Origin of the sequence: Fluviicola chungangensis (genome assembly GCF_007558725.1) — a bacterium.
In the GTDB taxonomy this organism is placed as follows: domain Bacteria; phylum Bacteroidota; class Bacteroidia; order Flavobacteriales_D; family Crocinitomicaceae; genus Fluviicola; species Fluviicola chungangensis.
This window is the reverse complement of the sequence record NZ_VLPL01000005.1, coordinates 257,558-277,801: the sequence shown is the minus strand read 5'-3', so window position 1 is coordinate 277,801 and position 20,244 is coordinate 257,558. Positions and strand designations below refer to the sequence as shown.

Genomic DNA, 20,244 nt, shown 5'->3' with positions numbered 1-20,244 from the left:
AGGTATAAATGATTTATTTACCCTGGTAGCTGGTGGATAATCTTGCACTTATCCCCGAAAAGCCAAAAATCCCGCTTATCTGCTGCTGATAAACGGGATTTTTAAGTTTCAGTTTTTAGATCTTATTGGCAGATCCAGGATTCACCATTGTTAATATCGATTGGATTATCACTACAAAATAAAAGTAAACCCGTAATAGGTCCGGTGCACAATTCTTTGAGTGACAAATAGTCTAATGCCCTTTGATTCGGAATAGTCGGGTTGAATTTCGGTTTGTCTTGTTTGTTCGTCATACGCGAGGTGAATATTCCAATTACCGGTCCACCATCTGCTCGCGCTAGATTGGTGAATGTGGGTTTATTCTGCGCCAGAGAAGAACTTGGCTGATTTACCAAAATATATTTGCTCAGTTCTTCGGAACCTCCGGTCATTAGTACGCGGATAGAAGTCATTTCACGTTTGGTAATGGTTGGATCATTGGTACAGTTATCTTTTACGAGTGTATAGAACGTTTCACCACTAGCAACAAAGGTTGCCTGGGAACCGGTGATTTGTTCTCCATTCGCTTCACCAACTTTCCAAATAAATGATTTTTCAACCGGAACACCATTGAAGTATTCGTTGAAGAAGAACTGAATGCGTGCGTCTATCACTTTTGCATTTCCGGCATTTGCTTTCATACTCAGTTGGTTATATTGCTTCACGCCATTTACGGTTTTAACAAAAGCCAGCGCACCGGCAGCTGATGGCTGACTGATAGCCATTCCCGTTACCAATTTCGTTTCGGCATTTACCACAATTTGTCCTCCGTTGATTGTTGCGATTAATTTGTACGTTGCTTCATCTTTTAATGCTACATTTAAATTCGGGTCTGAAACGGATGGTGGTGATGAAATATTGAAGGTCTCCGTTTTGAAATAATATACTTTTTGATTCGGGCTATAAAAAGCTCCCGGAACTTTAGTGGTTAAAATGGTATCTCTTAAAGTCCAGGTACGCACTTTTGTATTCACATTGTTCGGGGGCAAAGATGCCCATTCTTCAATTTTAATCTCTGCATCCTGGAAATAACTGGAATCTGCGATTTGAGCAACCTCCAATGAATTGTTGGAACCTCCAAAAGTACGGGTCAGTTTTATGTAGTGCAAAGAATCAGTTTTATCCAATATCCCGAATAAAACAGGTGTTTCCACATGGTCTCCGGCAAAATCGATATCATCTTCACAGGAAGCGATCAATACCAGAGAAGTCAGGATAATAGAGTAAAGTGAAAATTGGAGAAATTTCATAGTGTATACAATTTGTCTCAAAAGTACAATTTTAATTAATAGGATAAAACGATTAAAATCAACAGAAGCTACTGTTGAATCAATCCTTTACGCGATTGAACCTCATTGCTCTGAGCATCCAGTTGGGCAAGAAAGCTCCCGGTTTTTTATTCTTCAGGTGGATATACCAGCCTAGTTTTTTCATCACAGGAACCTTATGGGTTTCTACGAACTCGATCCATGTTCCGTCCGGATCTTCGATATAACTGAACCGTCCGCCGGCTTCTCCCATATCGAATGTTTTTCCCGAATCAACCGTGAAAGGAAAGCCTGCCTGTTCACATTCTTTTTGCAGTTCGTCCATTCCCTGTACATCAAAGCACAAATGAATAAATCCCCAATCTCCCCAAAAACGGTTCTTAAAGATCGATTTTGCGTCCGTGCGATCAACTGCCTGGACCAATTCAATTTGAGTAGGTCCTAATAATTTAGCGAATGGGCCTTTTCTGTCTTCCGAATGCTGTAACAATACTCTTCTGATCTTTTGATTTCCATTCGGGATGTTATTGAAGGCCTCAAATGTATCCGTTACATCGTAAACGATCTTGTCATAACCTAAAATGGTTTGATAAAGTGGCAGTGCTTTTTCAATGGAACTCACCCCGATCATTGTGCCGGCAACTCCTCCCGTTTTTCCTTCAAACCCGGTTTCCATGAACCAGCCGGATCCTTCAACGATATCGAATATGTTTCCATTCGGATCTTCTACCATAAAATGGTAACTTCCGTTTGGGAGTTGCTGAGGTTCCGATAATACGTTTGCTCCTTTTTTTACCAGGAATGCATGGGTTGCTTTTACATCTTTTGATTTGATCCTGCAAGCATATAAACCGAAATCACCCAGGATGATCGGTTCGGTACTTTTTTCCGTCGGGCGGGAAGTAAACTGCCAAATCTCAAATCCACCGCCACTTTCCATAGAAAGGGCAAGAGTGGCAGTTCTGGAATGGATAACTCCACCGGTATATCTTGTCATCAGGGGAGCTTCAGCTGCTTCCTCGAAGATCCGCACATCTATGCCGAAGTGTTCTCTATACCATTTCCAGATTGATTGAACATCGGGAACACCGATTCCCATTTGCTGGATACCACAGATGATTTTTGCCATTTTTTTGAATTTGATGCGAATATACTAAAAGTTCAATCGTTCAAAAGTTCAATGGTTCAAAGTTTAGATGATTAGCAATGATTTGAACCTTTAAACAGTTGGAACAGGTTCAACCTTTTTACCGGAATGCCCGTTCGTGGAATATGATGAAACCGTAAGTAAATTGGAAAGCCAAAGGAGTTTTTTGCTTTGGAAAATAATTTAGCGATGCCCTGATCGGACCTAAAGGAGAATGGTAAATTGCAGACAAGGAAGCTACCTGGGATTCTCCCTTAAAAGGTTTGGAATACCCAAATGTTCCGTCGTCGTTTTTGGTGATGGAGATGAAAGGCTGGTACCAGTATCCGTCAACCCGGATATCGATATTTTTTCGAAGCGAGAAAATGATGTTCAATCCACCTCCGACGTATTGAGGGGAACGGTATTCGGAAAAGAAATAAGTTTGCAGGTCCGGAAGTGGTTGAAATGCATTCATGTTTAAGAGTGTCGCGGTGTAATTCTTCAAAAGAGAAAGGTTGGTAATGCTCGCCAGTCCATGGATTCCAAATGAAAAGTACTTGGTACTTAACGGGAAATTTTGGATTTCACCACGGATGTTGAACCAATGGTGACCATTTCTGTAATCGTAATTTTCAAGGGAGGTAGAGCCTGCCAGACTGTGTTCCTGTGCTCCGCTATAGATGGCTTTAAATTGGGCCAATGTTCCGGCTGTTGCCCATTGTTTTCGATTTAATGAATTGTGTTCCAATGTCAGGATCAAGGTGTTTCCGAACAAAATAGTCCGGTCCGTAGTATCCTTATTCGTAAAATCGGTAGTTTGATAATACCGATCCTGTGTTTCAAAATGCCTGTAATCCAACCCGAATTTGGAATTATTGAAGATCGGCAGTTTGATTCCTCCTCCGACATAGACTTCATTTTGGACTAGGAACGATGGTTTTTCATCGTCAAAAAAGGTCGTAAAACTTTTAAAGTAGTCCCATCGGTTAATGACGCCGTAAAAGCTTGCCGAAATAGGATAATATGAGGGAAAGTGTAAATCGATATTTGCCCTTCCTGAGTTGTAAAATTTACCAAAATAACCTCCGGCTTGTATCGTGCTGGCAAAACGGTCCAGGCGCATGTAATTCAACTGGATGAATCCGGTATTAATTGCCCGTGTACTGATAATTCCCCCAAGATCAATTCTGAATGGCTTTGCTTCGGTAACTTTGATGTTCAGCGCGTAAGTTGAGTCTGCTTTTGCTTCCAGTGTCGGGAATAAATATTTGATTTGAGGGGTTGCATAGGTTCTGAAATAACGGCGTTTGAAACGCATATCCGCAATAGTTTCCGTTTTTTTATTCTTCAGGATGGATTTCCGAACGTAACTTTCATCCAATCCATTTTTATTGGTTGTATTGACTTCTGAAATAATTAGCGGATGCACGGATGCCCTGAATTCGGTTCTTCGTTTATTCAACTCTTCGGAGGATATTCGTGAATCAATCATGAGCTTGATACTGTCGATCATAGCGATGGTAGATTCATAACCTGCATCAATGGCTTCGTCCACGTCGTCAAAATCAAAGGTGCTGATATTGGATTTCGGTTCGATGATGATTCCTGATTCACAAGGAATTTTGAAAGAAGTGTGAGTGACCAGCATGTTGGTTAGTTGACTGATCAAATCATCTTCCCTCGGAGGAGCGGCGTTATAAGAAACATTGCTTCCAATAATGAAATCGACCGGGAAACTGTTGTACATGACATCCGACGGAAAGTTATTATATAGCCCGCCATCAAAATAAAGAACACCATTGATCCGGATCGGATTGACGTAAAAGGGGAAAGTCATGGAAGCTCTGACAGCTTCATTCAACTGGCCATTGGAAAAAACTACTCCTTTTTTTGCAACGATATCACTGGCCACACAGCGGAAAGGAACAAACAGGCTGTCGAAGTTGTAGGTATGTGAGGCTCCGCTAACTCCGAATAAACGCAACATTTCAAAGTCTAATAATTCCGGCCGGATAAAGTTCGTAGGTAATGATTTGCTGAAAATACTGTCAATAGAGAAAGAAAAGCTGATTCCCGAAGCATTTTCATTGTCCTCCCGAAGCAGGAACTCGTAACGCTGTTCGATTGCTCCCTGGGACATCAGCTGAAACTTATTGCTCAATACATAATCTTCGATTTCCTGCGGAGAATAACCGCTCGCATACATTGCCCCGACCAATGCACCGGATGATGTACCTGTAATATAGTTGATAGGAATGTTGTTTTCTTCCAATGCTTTAAGCACGCCAATATGAGCAAAACCAGATGCGCCACCACCACTCAATACAACTCCAATCCCCTGAGATTGAACGAATAAAGGGGCGAAGCTTAAAAGTAAAATTATAGTTAGTCGCTTTGCTAATTGCATTAAAATCAAAAGTAATTTTTTTTTACCTAAACGCGGCTTCTTTTGCTTTATTTCTCTGCTATTTAGAAAAGCTCTGTGCTTTTGTAGTACTTTTGCCGCCGGATCCATAATTGAATTTGCCTTATGAAAATTGTACTGAAAACGTTTTACGGTTTAGAAGATGTGCTCGCTGATGAATTGAAAGAGTTGGGTTTTCCCGTTAGTACGAAACTGAATAGGGCTGTTCAGATTGAAGGCGATTGGAAAGATGTTTATTTTTTAAACCTGCATGTTCGCTGTGCGATCTCGGTTTTGGTCGAATTGCGCAAGTTTACGGTTAAAACGGAAAAGGACCTGTACCAGGAAGCAAAGAAGATTAACTGGTCTTCCCTGTTTGATGTAAAGAAAACATTTGCTGTAAAAGGAGCTGTGAATTCCACTATTTTTAATCACTCTCAATTCCCTTTCCTGTTGATCAAAGATGCCATTGTAGATCATTTCAGGGATGTGAAAGGTGAAAGACCGGATATCAACGTCAAATCTCCTCAAATTGTAGTGGATTTATATGTGCGTGAAAACGAAGGGGTGATTTCTGTAAATACCAGCGGTTTGCCGTTGTTCCAAAGAGGGTATCGTCAGTCTACCGGAGATGCACCGCTGAATGAAGTGGTTGCCGCTGCACTTTTGCGGATGAGTGAATGGGATAAAAAAACAACCCTGATCGATCCGTTCTGTGGTTCGGGAACAATCCTGATCGAAGCTGCACTGCTTGCTGCCGGAATTCCCTCAAATATTGAGAGGACTCATTATGCATTCAAGAATATGGCGAATTTTGATTCCGATCTGTGGGAGGAGATCCATTCCAAAGCCAATAGAATCGTAAAGGAACTTCCTTGTACCTTGATTGGTGGGGATATTGATTCTCAAATGGTCATGAAAACGAGAAGAAATCTGCGTGGTTTCTCCTTCGGGAGATTTGTGGAAGTGCACAACGCGGCATTGGATGAATTTCCATTTCCGGAAGGACCGGCTGTTCTGATCACGAATCCTCCGTATGGTGAGCGCCTGGAAACGGATGTGGAAGAGTTGTACGGAACCCTGGGAAGTATTATGAAACACCGCTTGCTGGGTTATTCCTGCTTTGTTATTTCTTCCAGTGAAGCCGGTTTCAAATACCTGGCTTTGAAACCGGATAAAAAATACAAACTATTCAATGGTGATCTGGAATGTTCTTTCCGGAAATACACCATTTACGAGGGTTCCAAAAAAAGGGAGAATTCAGAAGCTTAAGGTATAATGACGATGCGTTCTGATATCATTTCTTCGGCATTGAAGTAAACAATGGTATAAACGCCAACCGGTAATCCTGAAACGGTCAATTTGCCATTTTCTGTAGGTGCACGCTCCAAAGAAATTTCTCTCCCGGATGTGTCAAACAACCGGGCTTCCAACAAGGATTGATAGTCTCCTGTAATTTGAATGGTTCCGTTGGATGGATTGGGATAGATCGTCAGTTTATGCGTGCTTTTTACTTTAATTGACCGGATGTCATGCAACCTGGTGAGTCCGTTAAAATCCGTTTGAGACAAGCGGTAATAATTTACGGCATCCACATACGGATCATAATCATAGATCTTGTAGTGTAAAGGTTCGGAGCTGTTTCCGGCACCGTTCATGTAAGCAATTGCTTCGAAGTGAATACCGTCAGGGCTGCGTTCAACCGTAAAGAAATTATTGTTTAATTCTGTTTCTGTCCACCATTCACAGGCAACAGCATCTGTTTCTTGCGAAACCCGGAAAGCAGTTAGTTCAACAGGTAAAACGCTCAGGCAATTGACGCAGGCGGCTCCGCTGGATGTTGTTGTGTAAGTGATAATTTCGTCAGCACGGTTTGCGCTTCCGGAAACGGTTATTGTTCCCGGACCAACCAGTGTGTAACTGTCGTCCAATGTAGCATTGGAGCTTCCACTTTGAAATCCTTTGCTTCCTCCTGAAACATCTACTTTTATCTTATCCCCGGAATCTCCACCGGAAGCCGTACATCCGCCGGCTCTTTGGCGCATCGTTGCGGTAACGGTATACGTGCATCCGTTTGGGACCGCAATATTCACAAACATGCTTTTTTGTCCGCCGCTGCAATCTCCGCTGACGGAAGGCGAACAATTCGGTCCTCCCAAACTGGTCAGGTTACAGCCTGCAAGGCATCCGCACCCGACACCTGTTACCCCAATGGTTCCCGATGGGCATTGTGCTGATGAGCCGATGGAAAATGTCACACACAAGAATGTGATCAGCAAGAAGTTTTTAAGTGTTGTTGTAGTTTGTTTCATGTTGCTATAATAGAAGAGTTCATTCATCCGATTGGATCGAAACAAATGTATAGCAAGGGTTTAGGTAGTTGTTTATGAGTAAGTTATGAATCGGATAAGTTTTGGATGCTACTAAATTGATTTTGTTTAATTCTATTTAAAGACAATGTTACAGTGTTATTCAGGTGGTTCTTCGGATAGCTTTGATTGAGTGTGTTTGAAGGGAATTCGGAAGAAATGATTCGATTGTTTTCAGGAAGTACTGTTACAGAATAACGTTCGAGTATTTTCCCCTGACCGCACAAAAAAAGGTGTCTGCCAAAACAAACACCTTTCGATTCTATATAAAAAATGATTCTTAACCTCTTTTTGTAATCGGAACGTAATCTCTTGTGATTTCCCCGGTATAAACTTGTCTCGGACGACCGATCGGTTCACCACCTTCAGACATTTCTTTCCATTGTGCAATCCACCCAGGTAAACGTCCTAATGCGAACATAACCGTAAACATTTCAGATGGAATTCCAAGCGCTTTGTAAATAATTCCGGAATAGAAATCTACGTTCGGATATAAGTTTCTTGATTTGAAATAGTCGTCTTCCAAAGCTACTTTTTCCAGCTTCTTTGCAATATCCAGTAATGGATCGTCGATCTTCAATTTTTCCAATACATCATCTGCGGCTTTCTTAATGATCGTAGCACGCGGATCGAAGTTTTTGTAAACGCGGTGACCGAATCCCATCAATCGGAATGGATCATCCTTGTCTTTCGCTTTCAATACCCACTTGTCTACATCGCCCCCATCGTTGTGGATTTTTTCCAGCATTTCAATTACAGCCTGGTTAGCACCTCCGTGAAGTGGTCCCCAAAGTGCGGAAATACCTGCAGAAATTGATGCGTAAAGGTTTGCCTGGGATGAACCTACGATGCGAACTGTCGAAGTTGAACAGTTTTGTTCGTGGTCAGCATGCAGGATCAATAACTTATTCAAAGCATCAACAACAACCGGGTCCACTTTGTAATCTTCTGTTGGCATTGCAAACATCATGTACAGGAAGTTCTTTACGTAATCGTATTCATTCTTCGGATACATAAACGGATGACGCATGGAATTTTTATAAGACCAGGCCGCCAATGTCGGTAATTTTGCTAACAAACGTAAAATTGTTCTGTTCTTTTTCTCAGCACTTCTGTTCGGGTCCAAAGATTCCGGGTAGAATGTAGAAAGGGAACAAACCATTGCAGATAAAACTCCCATTGGGTGAGCTTGCGCAGGATATGCTTCAAAAAATTGCTTCATATCTTCGTGTACCAATGTGTGTTTTGTAATACTCGAGATAAATTCATCCAATTGATCCTGAGTTGGCAAATCACCATAAATCAACAAATAAGCAACCTCAATAAAACTTGCTTTTTCCGCCAATTGCTCGATCGGATATCCGCGGTAACGAAGAATTCCTTCCTCACCATCTAAGAAAGTAATGGCACTCATGGTAGCACCCGTGTTTTTATAACCTGTATCCAGGGTAATGTATCCAGTTTCCTGACGAAGCTTTGAAATATCAATAGCCAATTCATTTTCAGTACCTTGTACAACCGGGAATTCATATACTTTCCCGTCTAATTCGATTTTCGCAATTTTGCTCATGATGATCTATAAGAGTGTTATCTAACAATTTTTATTAGCCGCACTAAATTAGTAAAGAATTAAATACAATAAACTGCATCCGGTAATCTTTTTTTTTACCAAAAATGCATGGCTAAAAAGGCCTGTGAAAATACATTCACAGGCCTTTGATTTTTATCAGTAAAATGGAAAGATCGGTATTACAGGTTCTTCTCCGTGTATTCCAGCATCATGGTAAACAGGTGATTTCTTGTATTCCCACCGTAGATGCCGTGATTTTTATTCGGATAAATGAACAAATCGAATTGTTTATTCGCTTTCACCAGGGCAGTGATGAATTCCATTGTATTTTGATAATGGACGTTATCGTCAGCAGAACCATGGATCAATAAGAATTTCCCTTTTAACTTGTCTGCATGGTTCACAGGGGAATTGTCATCATACCCGCTTGCATTTTCCTGTGGAGTTCTCATGAAGCGTTCGGTATAGATATTGTCATAATATCTCCAGTTGGTTACCGGGGCAACGGCAATTCCCATTTTGAATACATCGGCACCTTTTGTCATCGCCAATGAAGTCATGAAACCTCCGTAGCTCCAACCCATAATCCCGATTCTTCCCGGATCGACATAAGACTCTTTTTGCAGGTTCTTAGCTACCGCAATCAAATCCTCGGTTTCCAGTTTACCCAACTGCAAATAAGTTGATTTTTTAAACTTCGCTCCGCGGAATTGAGTACCGCGTGTATCTACGCAAAATACAATGTATCCTTTGCGGGTAAGCAGTTGGTGGTACAAGTAGTTTGCTCCATCGTAATCATTGGTCACCATGTTGCTTCCAGGTCCGCAGTAAACATTGAAGTAAACCGGGTATTTTTTATTCGGGTCGAAATTTGCAGGTTTCATAATCCATGCATTCAGTTTCCCGTCAGCACCATCTATCTGGATGAATTCCTTCTGGCTCAGGTTCATTCCGTTCAGTTTATTCTGAAGTTCCGTATTGGCCTCAAGTACTTGGAGTTCTTTTCCGTTGCGGTCACATAAGGTATAAGAAGGTACTACATTGGCACTTGAACTGGAACGGATAAAGTAATTGAAACCGGGAGCAAATTCAGCCTCGTGATATCCGCTGGATTTTGAAAGCATTTTTTTGTCCGTTCCTTTCCAATTGATCGAATACAAGGTTTTATTGATCGCCCCATTTTCGGAGGAAGAATAAAAGACTATTCCCTTTTTTTCATCGATTCCGTACAGATCAATAACATCCCAGTTCCCGGAGGTAACGGGACTTAATTTTCCTGCGAACGTTAAATGGTAGATGTGGTTATATCCGTCTTTTTCGGAAGTTCGGAGCATGGAGTTTCCGTCTTTCAATAAGATCACGTTGTCTGCGTCCAAATACGTATCGGATTGTTCTTCGTAAAAAATTCGGTCCGTCGGATTTTCCGGATCGGTAACCAAATGGTATTTTACTGCACTTTGATGCCGGTTCAGGGTAGAAACAAAGACTTCGTTTTTAATCGGTGACCATTGGAAACGAGGTAAATATTCATAAGTACCCAAATTTACTGCTTTAACAGTTCCGCTTTCGCTGTTCGCGATGTGGAAAGTTACTTTTGAATTGTCTTCACCCGCTTTCGGATATTTGAATGTGTACTCATCGGGATAAAGATGTCCGTACATGGCCATCTGGAATTGCTTCACATTGGTTTCGTCAAAGCGCATGAATGCCAGGTATTTGGAGTCCGGCGACCATTCAAACCCTTGGGTGATTGCAAATTCTTCTTCGTAAACCCAGTCGGTTGTACCGTTTATGATGCTGTTTTGTTTTCCGTCGAATGTAATCTGTTTGTTCGTGTGATTTACCAGATCGTATACGAATAGATTGTTCCCTGCAACATATCCCAATTTGGTTTCATCGGGCGAGAATGTTCCCAGCGTTTGAGGAACTTCCGTGTTGCTTACTTTATGTGTTTCTTTTGTCTGAATGTTATAGATATAGTACTTTGTTGAATAACTGTGTCTGTAGATCGGTGTTGTGTTTGACTGGATCAGTAACCATTTTCCGCTTTTGCTCAGTTTTACATCGTCAAATTCCAACGCTTTTCCGTTGAATTGGATTGCGGACAAATTTACCAGGACCATTCCGGCGCCTTTGTAATCTTTGAATTGGTATTTTTTTAAAAAATACTGACCGCTTTCTTCTACGATCTTGGTAAATGACTGGCCGTCACTCAAAGCTGTAAAGCCTTCGACGCGATTCGGGTAAAATTCACCCGATTTCCAGATACTTTCAACTGTCAGGTTTTGAGCATATCCGAATGAGATGATACAAATAAAGGAAATGAATAATTTAATTCTCATATAATTGGTGTTTTGGGCAAAAATAACCAAAAACTGTTCCGAAGCGGTGAATTATTGATGAGTGGTGTAAAATAGTTAACAGCTTGTTTAATATGCGTTTGATCGAATCAAACCAACGTGTATAACCTTAGTTGATTGTTAACAATTATGTAATGTAAGAATAGATTATTTCCCGTAACTTTGCCTCGTAAATTTCTAAATGTTCTCCTTGATGCTGTGTTTTATGCAGACTGAAACCATTTAGAAATGCAATATTTGGTATAATGAAATAGAAATGAAACGCATCCATAATAGCAAAGACTTCACCCGAAGTTTGAAGCGCTATTTTTCAGCAAATAAGCTGAGTGGATTTGTTATACCTATACACTGTATTTTATCTGTAAATTTAATAATCAATTAGTTATGAAAAAAGCATTACTATTTTTAGGTGTGTTATCTGCTGCTGCTGCTCAGGCTCAAAATTGTACGGAAATTTTTATTTCTGAGTATGTGGAGGGATCCGGAAACGACAAAGCGTTGGAATTGTATAACCCAACCGGTACGGCAATTAACTTGTCAGGTTACCGCATTGAGCGTTTCTCTAACGGGGCGAATACTTCCAATTCAGGTGGTGTAACAAACTTAACGGGTACCATTCAACCGTATTCTACTTTTGTAATTACAAACGGACAAACGGTAACACAACCGAATTCACCTGCATGTTCACCTGCACTTCAGGCAATGGCGGATCAGTTGGACGGTGCATATCCTGCTCCGACGTATATGAATGGAAACGATGCTATTGCATTATTTAAAAACTCCGTTATGATCGACTTGATGGGGAAAATCGGTGATGCGGCTATGACCAGTGCTTACGGTTGGGGAGATCAGCCTCCATACGATGGGTCTGTTGGTCGTGTTTGGACAGAAAATCATACATTGATCCGCAAAGCGTCTGTTAAAACAGGGGTGACTGCAAATCCGGATCCGTTTATCGTTAATCAGCAATGGGATTCTTTGCCAAAAGATACCTGGACAAACCTGGGGGCACACACATGTGATTGTTTCCTGAGTGTGGGTGAGAACAAACTGAATTCGGTTTCTATTTTCCCGAACCCTTCTGCAAACGGAGTTCTATACGTAAATACAAACAATACAATCGAATCGATTGAAGTGATTGATTTACTTGGAAAAGTGGTTGCTGCGGAAGTGAAGAAAGACCAAAGTACGGCTGCGGTAGTGGTTACTGATAAAATCAAAAAAGGAGCATATCTGTTAAGAATCAATTTTACAGATAAATCTTCTTCACAGCAAAGCATTATAATCGAGTAATTGTTCATTCTCTAGTTTTATAATGTCTATTAACTGATTTATGAAAAATCTGCTAGTCATCTTTTGCCTGTTTTTTGGGGTGACCGCTTTCTCTCAGGAAACGGTCACGCTGAGCGGCGTGGTAATGGATCCTGAAACAAATGAACCGGTGATCGGAGCGTTGGTCGTATGTGATTCTACTTCGAAGGCAATTACTGATATTGAAGGAAGATATTCCTTTCAGGTTGCTAAGAACACGACGCATATTATTACAATGGAATATTATGGCTTCGAAAATTATAGGGCTGAAGTTGCAGTCGATAACACAAATCATGTTCATGATTTTACACTGAAAGTTAGTGGGAATGTCATTGATGAGGTGGAAATTGTTCGCGACGTTGCAAAACTAAGAGAAACACCGATCGCATTTTCAAATATTACTGCAAAACAAATAGCGGAAGACTTGGGAACCAGGGATTTACCAATGATTCTGAATTCTACTCCGGGTGTTTACGCAACAGAGCAGGGAGGAGGAGCTGGAGATTCACGCATTTCTATTCGTGGTTTTGATCAGCGAAATGTAGCCGTGTTAGTTGACGGAGTTCCAGTAAACGATATGGAAAATGGCCAGGTATATTGGAGTAACTGGGACGGTTTAAGTGATATTACAAGAACCATCCAGGTACAAAGGGGATTAGGAGCTTCCAAGCTGGCAATTACTTCTGTGGGTGGAACGATGAATATCATGACAAAGGGAATTGATCAGAAGTTCGGTGTTCACGTGAAAGGAGAAGTAAACGATTATGGATTGTACAAGGCTTCTTTCGGTTTAAATACCGGGATACTGAAAGGAAACTGGGGAATTGCAGTGGCAGGTTCCAGAAAATGGGGGTCAAGCTATGCGGATGCAACATTTGATGATGCCTGGTCTTACTTTTTTAAAGTTCAGAAGAAATTCGGAAAACACCATATCTTAAGTTTCGGGGTAAACGGAGCGCCACAATCTCATGGACAAAGATCAACCAAATTACCAATTTCGGTGGTGGATGAAAAATTGGCGAAGCAAACCGGAGTTGATTATCAACGACAAATTGATTCCGTAGCAGGTACAAGTAATTTGTATTATACGACATCAGCAATTGGTGCGCGCGGAAATAAATACAATCCGAATTACGGATACATCAACGATGAGATCTTCAATGAAAAAGTGAATTATTTCCATAAGCCGCAATTCAACTTGTCGCATTCCTGGAACCCGAACAATAAATTTAATTGGACAACAATTGCATACTTGTCAATCGGGAAGGGAGGGGGAACATCCATGAAGAATACACCAGCAAGGGATACAACAACCGGCTTGTATAATTTGCAGGGAATTTATGATCAGAACTCTAAAAGTTTCTCTAATTTGTACAGTACAACAGAGCATTCTTCTTCCAATTATCTAAGATCTGCCAATAACGACCATAAATGGGTTGGTTTGATCTCTTCGGTTTCTTATAAGATCAACGATCAGATTTCCACACTTTTTGGTATTGATGCACGTTATTATAGAGGAAGCCATTATCAAACAGTATATGATTTGATGGGGGGCGACTATGCCATTGACAACGCAGATAAAAATCAACCCAAAGGCATAAACAATCTTAGCTATGCGATGAAACGCGAAGGAGATAAGGTTGCTTACCATAATGATGCGATCGTTATGTGGGGCGGAGCATTCGGACAGGTAGAGTACAAAAAAGATAAATGGTCTACTTTCTTAACAGGTTCACTCTCCGAAACAGGAAATCAGCGAATTGATTACTTCAAGAAAAAAGACCTTGTTTTTTCCGATACAACCATGAGACAAGCGGTCGGTTACGGAGATACGGTTGTATATAAAGGACAGAAATATACCAATCAATCTGCAGAAGCCCGAACGGCTACAACAGACAGAAAGTGGTTTTTGGGAGGAACGATCAAAGGAGGTGTGAATTACAATATCAATAAGAGTCACAATGTCTTCCTGAATGTGGGTTATTTGAGTATTGCACCGAAAATGAATACGGTCTTTGACAATAACAACATGCCGTTCCTGGAGACCAAAAACCAAAAAGTATATTCTGCTGAGTTAGGTTATGGCTATAAAAGCAAAAAGTTTGCGGCAAACCTGAACCTGTATTATACGTTGTGGAGAAACAAACCACCGCAATATACACCGACTGTAGTAACTCCTGATGGAACCTTCTCTTACAATATCAATGGATTGGATGCATTGCATAAAGGAGTCGAAGTGGACTTCAATTACAAGATAACCAAAAAGATTAACCTGGAAGGGGTTGTGACGGTTGCTGACTGGAAAACCATTTCGGGATCCAAAGTATACATTGTGGATAACAATGGTGTTCAGGTGGATTCTGTTGATTTCAGTGCTAAGAATGTGCATGTGGGCGATGCGGCCCAGCTTCAGATCGGAGGTTCCGTGCGCTACGAAATTATTAAAGACTTATATGTCAAATTGAGATATACGTATTTCGGTAGAAACTTCGCGAATTTCGATCCTTTGGCACTTGTTGGTCCAAACAAGGACAGGGAATCATGGCAAATGCCAAGCTATGGATTATTGGATTTTAACTTAGGATATACCTTCCGTGTTTCAAAAGTGTATTTCACAGTGAACGGAGGAGTTATGAATATCCTGGATAAAATATATATCACGGATTCACAAAATGGGGCAAACTTTGATGCCAATACAGCGACTGTTTTCGTTGGAATGGGAAGAAGATTTAACCTGGGATTAAAAATAGGAATTTGAAACAAATGAGAACAATGAGAAAGTCTATCTTTTTGGTACTGTTATCAGCTTTTGCTTATAGCGTATCTTTGGCACAAGCAGTGTTGCCTACTTCATGGAGTTTTACAACGACAACACTACCAACAGGTTGGACAGAGTCGGGAACTGCATTTTATACAGCTTCTGGAAATACTCCTCCGGCAATGAAATTTGACGGAACCGGTGATTACCTGATTATCAATTTTGCAAGTGCTCCGGGTGCATTAACTTATTACCTGGCAGGAAACTCTTTCAGCGGTGGAACATTCACTGTGGAAGAATCTGCAGATGGTACTACTTATACTGCGTTGCATACACACACAACACCTCCTGCAGGTGTATACCAGATGTATACGGACAATCCGAATTCACTGACACGTTTTATCCGTTTTATTTACACGAATAAAGTAAGTGGAAATATCGGTTTGGATGATGTAGGTATTGCTGTAGGTGCAGCAACACCCGCTCAAGAAATTAATGTGAAATACGGAAGTACTACGATCGTATCAGGTGGTACGCAATTGGTAAATTCGCCGGTTTCAACAATGACTCCGATCGTCTTTACCGTTGAAAATTTAGGAACAACAAACACATTGAATATTTCAAGCGCGGTGATTTCCGGAGCGGACGCTGCTGATTTTTCAGTTGCATCTTTCCCTTCGACAGTTGCTGCGACGGCAAACCAGTCTTTGACAGTGAACTTTACTCCATCCGTTGCAGGTAACCGAAATGCTGTTTTGACAATCAACAATGATGATGCTGACGAAGCTGCTTACGTCATCAATTTATATGGTATCGGTGGGAACCTGGCAACAGAACCTGCAAGTCAACCGACAAACCTGGTTTTCTCCAATGTAAAATCATATAGATTGACTGCAGGATTTACACCGGCAACAGCAGAAGGATACGTTGTTTTGCGTAAAAAAGGATCTGCAATTACCGGAGTTCCTGTAGACGGAACAGTTTACCAGCGTGGTGACATCGTAGGAGATGGACAAGTTGTTTACTCAGGAACAGCAACTTCTTTTACACCAAATAACATCGTAGCAAGTACAGGATACTACTTTGCAGTTTATTCTTACAACGGACCTGGAACATACAGAAATTACAATACAACTGCTCCATTGACAGGAAACGTAACTTCTTCCGGTTCCATGATGCCGGCAGGTTATTATTCAAGTATCTCCACAAGCAGCCCTACATTTGTTACGGATCTTCATAACCTGACAAACCCGCATAACATGCAGTTCTATAGCAATTACGGACCATTGATGGTTGCTAAATTTGCGTCAAGAGATACCACTTTGAACCGTCGTGTAGTTACATGTGTTTACAGTGGTGAGAATATTATCTACACGGAACCGTTTGACTTTACTGCAACAGGAACAAGCCGTGAGCATACATACTGCCATAGCTGGATGCCTACATATGATGCAAGCGCTCTTCCTGAGTACAACGACTACCACCATTTATTCCCTACAAATCAAAATGATGCAAATGCTTTGAGAAGTAACTACCCGTTAGGGAAAGTTGTGACTCCGACAACTACTTATCTGGGATGTAAATTCGGATTTGACGCAAACGGTCACAAGGTTTTCGAACCAAGAGACGAGCACAAAGGAGATGCTGCACGTGCAATGATGTACGAAGCAATTTGTTACACAACTGTTTCAGGAAACAACTGGGGATTCCCTAATCCGATCAGCGGATCAATTCCTTACGGACAGGATCAGGCAATTCTGAAACAATGGAACCTTCAGGATTTACCGGATTCATGGGAAATTTCAAGAAACGATTACATCGATTCATTACAACAAAACCGTAATCCATTCGTGGATAATCCGAACTTTGCATGTTTTGTAAACTTTACAAACGTGAGCTATGAATCCTTAGGATGTACTGCTGACGTAGAAGAAGCGTTACTGAACGGGTTTGTTTTGTATCCTAATCCTTCGACAAACACCTTATACATGAACGTTGATGCAACAACAATTACAGGCTATGAAATCATCTCCATGGATGGTAAAGTGGTAAAATCAGCTGATGCAATCAACCAGGTTTTAATCGAGTTAAATATTCAGGATTTGAAAACTGGTTCGTATCTTGTGAAAGTAAGAACACCATACGGTACAACTCAAAAAACGATCGTTAAGAATTAACAATGAAGAAACTAGTTTTTCTTTTTTTTCTAATAGGAGCAGGTCTTACAGCCTGCTCTTATCATTTGCAGATCAAAGGATCGAAGCAAATCATAGATAATACGGCCGGTTCTTCCGTTGAAATGGATTCATTGATAGCACCATATCGGAGAGAAATGATGCGGGAATTTGGTTTGGTAATAGGTGAGGCTACCACGGATCTGGTTGTCGGAAGACCTAATTCTACGCTGGGTTTTTGGTTATGCGATGCATTGATCAAAAAAGCAAAAGACAGCTCATTCTTTAAAAATGAGCCGGTGGTAGCTTTTATCAATATCGGAGGTTTGAGAGCTGATTTGCCCAAAGGAGCTATTACAGTAGGTGATATTTACAAGGTTATGCCTTTTGATAATCGCATGGTCTTTCTCAAATTATCCCTGGATAAAATTCCCGAAATGGAGGCTTATCTGAAAGAAAAGGGAGGTGAACCGATCGGTGGATTCAAGCTGGAAAAGGGAAAATTGGTTTTTCCGGATAGCCTGGCGAAAGAAAAAAATTATTTCTGGGTGGTTACCTCTGATTTTCTTGCGAACGGAGGAGACAATATGTTCTTCTTTAACAATCCTTTGCAGCGATTGGATACCAATGTGCTCTTTAGGGACTTCATCATTGAAGCTGTTAAAAAAGAGAAAAAAATTGCATTTTATCCCGAAGAAAGAATAAATTGGTAAGATGGAACGACGATTATTTTTACAGCAAACAGGCGTAGCTGCAGGAGCTGCTATGGTTGCGCCCTCACTAATGAGCGCAAAACAAAAGCAAAACAAATTAGTAATTCTGCATACCAACGATACGCATTCCAATATTGACCCGTTTCCGGTAAATCATCCCAAATTTCCCAATATGGGAGGTGTTTCCCGAAGAGCCAGCCTGATCCAATCCATTCGTGACCAGGAAGAACATGTTTTGTTGCTCGACGCTGGAGATATTTTCCAGGGAACACCTTATTTTAATAAGTTTAAAGGAGTACTGGAAATGAAGACCATGGCTGCTATGAAGTACGATATCGTAACTCTTGGGAACCACGACTTTGATATTGGAATGGAGGCTTACAAAAGTGCATTGTCTCATGCCTCGTTCCAAGTCGTAAATGCAAATTACGAATTGGCTTCAACACCACTTTCCGAAGTGGTAAAACCGTACACGATTATTAAAAAAGCCGGATTAAAGATCGGTATTTTTGGATTGGGCGTGAATCTGCAGGGCTTGGTTCCTGTAGAAAACTGGAAAGGATTAACCTACCTGGATCCTGTTTCGGCAGCTCAAAAACAGGCAGATACCTTGCGTAAAGAAGGATGTGATGTGGTTATTTGTCTGTCCCATTTAGGTTATGAGTATAACACCGATCAGGTCTCAGATAAAGTATTGGCTGCATCAACCGCAGGAATTGACGTCATCATTGGGGGACATACCCATACTTTTTTGGAAGACTTGCAAGAATTTAAAAATAAGGAAGGAAAATCCGTTTTTGTGAACCAGGTTGGATACGGAGGTTTGAAACTGGGACGGATTGATATTGAACGTTGCATGGATTCAGGAAAATTCACCATTGCTTCGACCAATCGCCTTTTGGATGATTATATAGCATAAACAAACATAAGGGCGGAAAATTTTCCGCCCTTATGTTTTGTATTATTTCGGAATAGCCTCCATCTGTTCTTTGGACAACTTCATGATTGCAATGCGATCAAAGCTCCCCATAATTTTAGCCTGAACAAGGATATTCAATTCTCCGTTTTCCGTTTGCAGAAAATCACAAGCTGTAATCGGAATGTTTTTTCCCAAATACTTTTTCCCTGCCAATGTTCCGCTGGATTTGTCATAAATACTCAATAGGAGCTGATTACTTCTTGTAGAGGACAAAAAGGCTTTGTATGCTACACTATTGATAGAAATATCCTTGATTAACACCGGTTTTTGAGCATCCAATTCGGATTGGCCCTGTGCCGAAATGGATTCGGTAATGTCAACAGTTGTTGGGGTAAGGCTTGCTTGCGCGTTGTAATACAGGTTGTCGTATGAAAAACGCGCCAGTGAAAACTGGTTACCTCCCGATGGGGAAATTGCTGCCAATCCCCCGTTAAATCCGGCACCATTATATACTCCTGCAAAGTTGAGATTCTGATCCAGGAAGACCAGTGAAAAACTGTAATTGTAAAAACCGTTCATGACAATGTAATTTTGTTCCGGTGTTGAACTGACAAAGAAAGGCATGCGTTTTCCGCTGAAAGTAATGTGTTCTACGATCCGGTCCTCCACATCCGTGAAAATATCCAGGTCCGCAGATTGAGTAATAGTGCTTAAATCTGCGGTTAACTTATGAAGTCCGGTTTGCATGCTTAACCTGTTATAATTCTGGAGGTAGATGTATTGTCCGGAATTGTAAACGTAAGTCGGGTAGAGGACATCTGTAAATGTGGCAACTTCCGTTGTGGAGTGATTGTTTTCGTCAATTTTCAGGACATAAGTAAACAAACCTACGGCATCCATGCACACCAAATAGTTTTCGCCGTTACTTGTAATCAGGTTGGGTACAGCATTGACATAGTTTGCCGGAAGTTCGTAATTCCATACAAATTCCCCGGTATTATCGACTTTCATCAAATGGATCCTCCAGCTGTCATAAGCGCTCATCACAATATAACCATCGTTGCTTGCAGATGGGCTTATACTTAAAGGATGAAAATGTTTGTTCCCGTCCTGGTCATCGTAAATTTTGATGAAAGGGATTTCTTCTTCTTTTGCTTTTTTGCAGCCTGAAAAACTCATTCCCAGTCCCAGGAAGATCAATGAATAAATAACTAATTTCATACTGAATGG

The 20,244-nt window shown here is 41.0% G+C and carries 13 protein-coding genes; 6 read left to right on the top strand and 7 right to left on the bottom strand.

Annotated features, from left to right (window positions below; genetic code table 11):
* Positions 1-122 precede the first annotated feature (122 nt).
* The 3 genes from FO442_RS11975 to FO442_RS11965 all read right to left on the bottom strand — a co-directional run bounded on the left by FO442_RS11975 (position 123) and on the right by FO442_RS11965 (position 4,843).
* Complete coding sequence (locus FO442_RS11975) at positions 123-1,289, bottom strand: DUF4249 family protein (protein WP_144333431.1); 1,167 nt, start codon at positions 1,287-1,289, stop codon at positions 123-125.
* 79 nt (positions 1,290-1,368) lie between these two features.
* A complete protein-coding gene (locus FO442_RS11970) occupies positions 1,369-2,436 on the bottom strand; it encodes a VOC family protein (RefSeq protein WP_144333430.1) in 1,068 nt (355 codons plus the stop codon).
* Positions 2,437-2,554: 118 nt separating this feature from the next.
* On the bottom strand, positions 2,555-4,843 hold the full coding sequence (locus FO442_RS11965; protein WP_186280090.1) for a patatin-like phospholipase family protein: 2,289 nt from the start codon (positions 4,841-4,843) through the stop codon (positions 2,555-2,557).
* 123 nt (positions 4,844-4,966) lie between these two features.
* Here FO442_RS11965 and FO442_RS11960 point away from each other — a divergent pair, with 123 nt between their 5' ends.
* The gene (locus FO442_RS11960) at positions 4,967-6,112 is read left to right on the top strand and encodes a THUMP domain-containing class I SAM-dependent RNA methyltransferase (protein ID WP_144333428.1); all 1,146 of its coding nucleotides are present in this window, start codon (positions 4,967-4,969) and stop codon (positions 6,110-6,112) included.
* On the opposite strand, the gene FO442_RS11955 is transcribed toward FO442_RS11960, so the two are convergent.
* The 3 genes from FO442_RS11955 to FO442_RS11945 form a co-directional block, all read right to left on the bottom strand.
* A complete protein-coding gene (locus FO442_RS11955; protein ID WP_186280088.1) occupies positions 6,109-7,152 on the bottom strand; it encodes a T9SS type A sorting domain-containing protein in 1,044 nt (347 codons plus the stop codon). The genes FO442_RS11960 and FO442_RS11955 overlap by 4 nt on opposite strands.
* Before the next feature lie 337 nt (positions 7,153-7,489).
* Complete coding sequence (locus tag FO442_RS11950) at positions 7,490-8,779, bottom strand: citrate synthase (protein ID WP_144333426.1); 1,290 nt, start codon at positions 8,777-8,779, stop codon at positions 7,490-7,492.
* 179 nt (positions 8,780-8,958) lie between these two features.
* Complete coding sequence (locus FO442_RS11945) at positions 8,959-11,121, bottom strand: S9 family peptidase (RefSeq protein ID WP_144333425.1); 2,163 nt, start codon at positions 11,119-11,121, stop codon at positions 8,959-8,961.
* Between the two features lie 402 nt (positions 11,122-11,523).
* Here FO442_RS11945 and FO442_RS11940 point away from each other — a divergent pair, with 402 nt between their 5' ends.
* Genes FO442_RS11940 through FO442_RS11920 form a run of 5 tightly spaced genes read left to right on the top strand, consistent with a single transcriptional unit; the run spans position 11,524 to position 19,014 of the window.
* A complete protein-coding gene (locus tag FO442_RS11940) occupies positions 11,524-12,432 on the top strand; it encodes a T9SS type A sorting domain-containing protein (protein WP_144333424.1) in 909 nt (302 codons plus the stop codon).
* Positions 12,433-12,472: 40 nt separating this feature from the next.
* Positions 12,473-15,208, top strand: a complete 2,736-nt coding sequence (locus tag FO442_RS11935; protein WP_144333423.1) for a TonB-dependent receptor — start codon at positions 12,473-12,475, stop codon at positions 15,206-15,208.
* 14 nt (positions 15,209-15,222) lie between these two features.
* Positions 15,223-17,385: an endonuclease gene (locus tag FO442_RS11930; RefSeq protein WP_186280086.1), complete on the top strand. Its 2,163-nt coding sequence runs from the start codon at positions 15,223-15,225 to the stop codon at positions 17,383-17,385.
* 2 nt (positions 17,386-17,387) lie between these two features.
* Positions 17,388-18,095: a 5'-nucleotidase C-terminal domain-containing protein gene (locus FO442_RS11925; RefSeq protein WP_144333421.1), complete on the top strand. Its 708-nt coding sequence runs from the start codon at positions 17,388-17,390 to the stop codon at positions 18,093-18,095.
* A gap of 1 nt (position 18,096) precedes the next feature.
* Complete coding sequence (locus FO442_RS11920) at positions 18,097-19,014, top strand: bifunctional metallophosphatase/5'-nucleotidase (RefSeq protein ID WP_144333420.1); 918 nt, start codon at positions 18,097-18,099, stop codon at positions 19,012-19,014.
* Positions 19,015-19,056: 42 nt separating this feature from the next.
* Here the strand turns inward: FO442_RS11920 and FO442_RS11915 are convergent, their stop codons facing one another.
* Complete coding sequence (locus FO442_RS11915) at positions 19,057-20,235, bottom strand: hypothetical protein (protein WP_144333419.1); 1,179 nt, start codon at positions 20,233-20,235, stop codon at positions 19,057-19,059.
* Positions 20,236-20,244 lie beyond the last annotated feature (9 nt).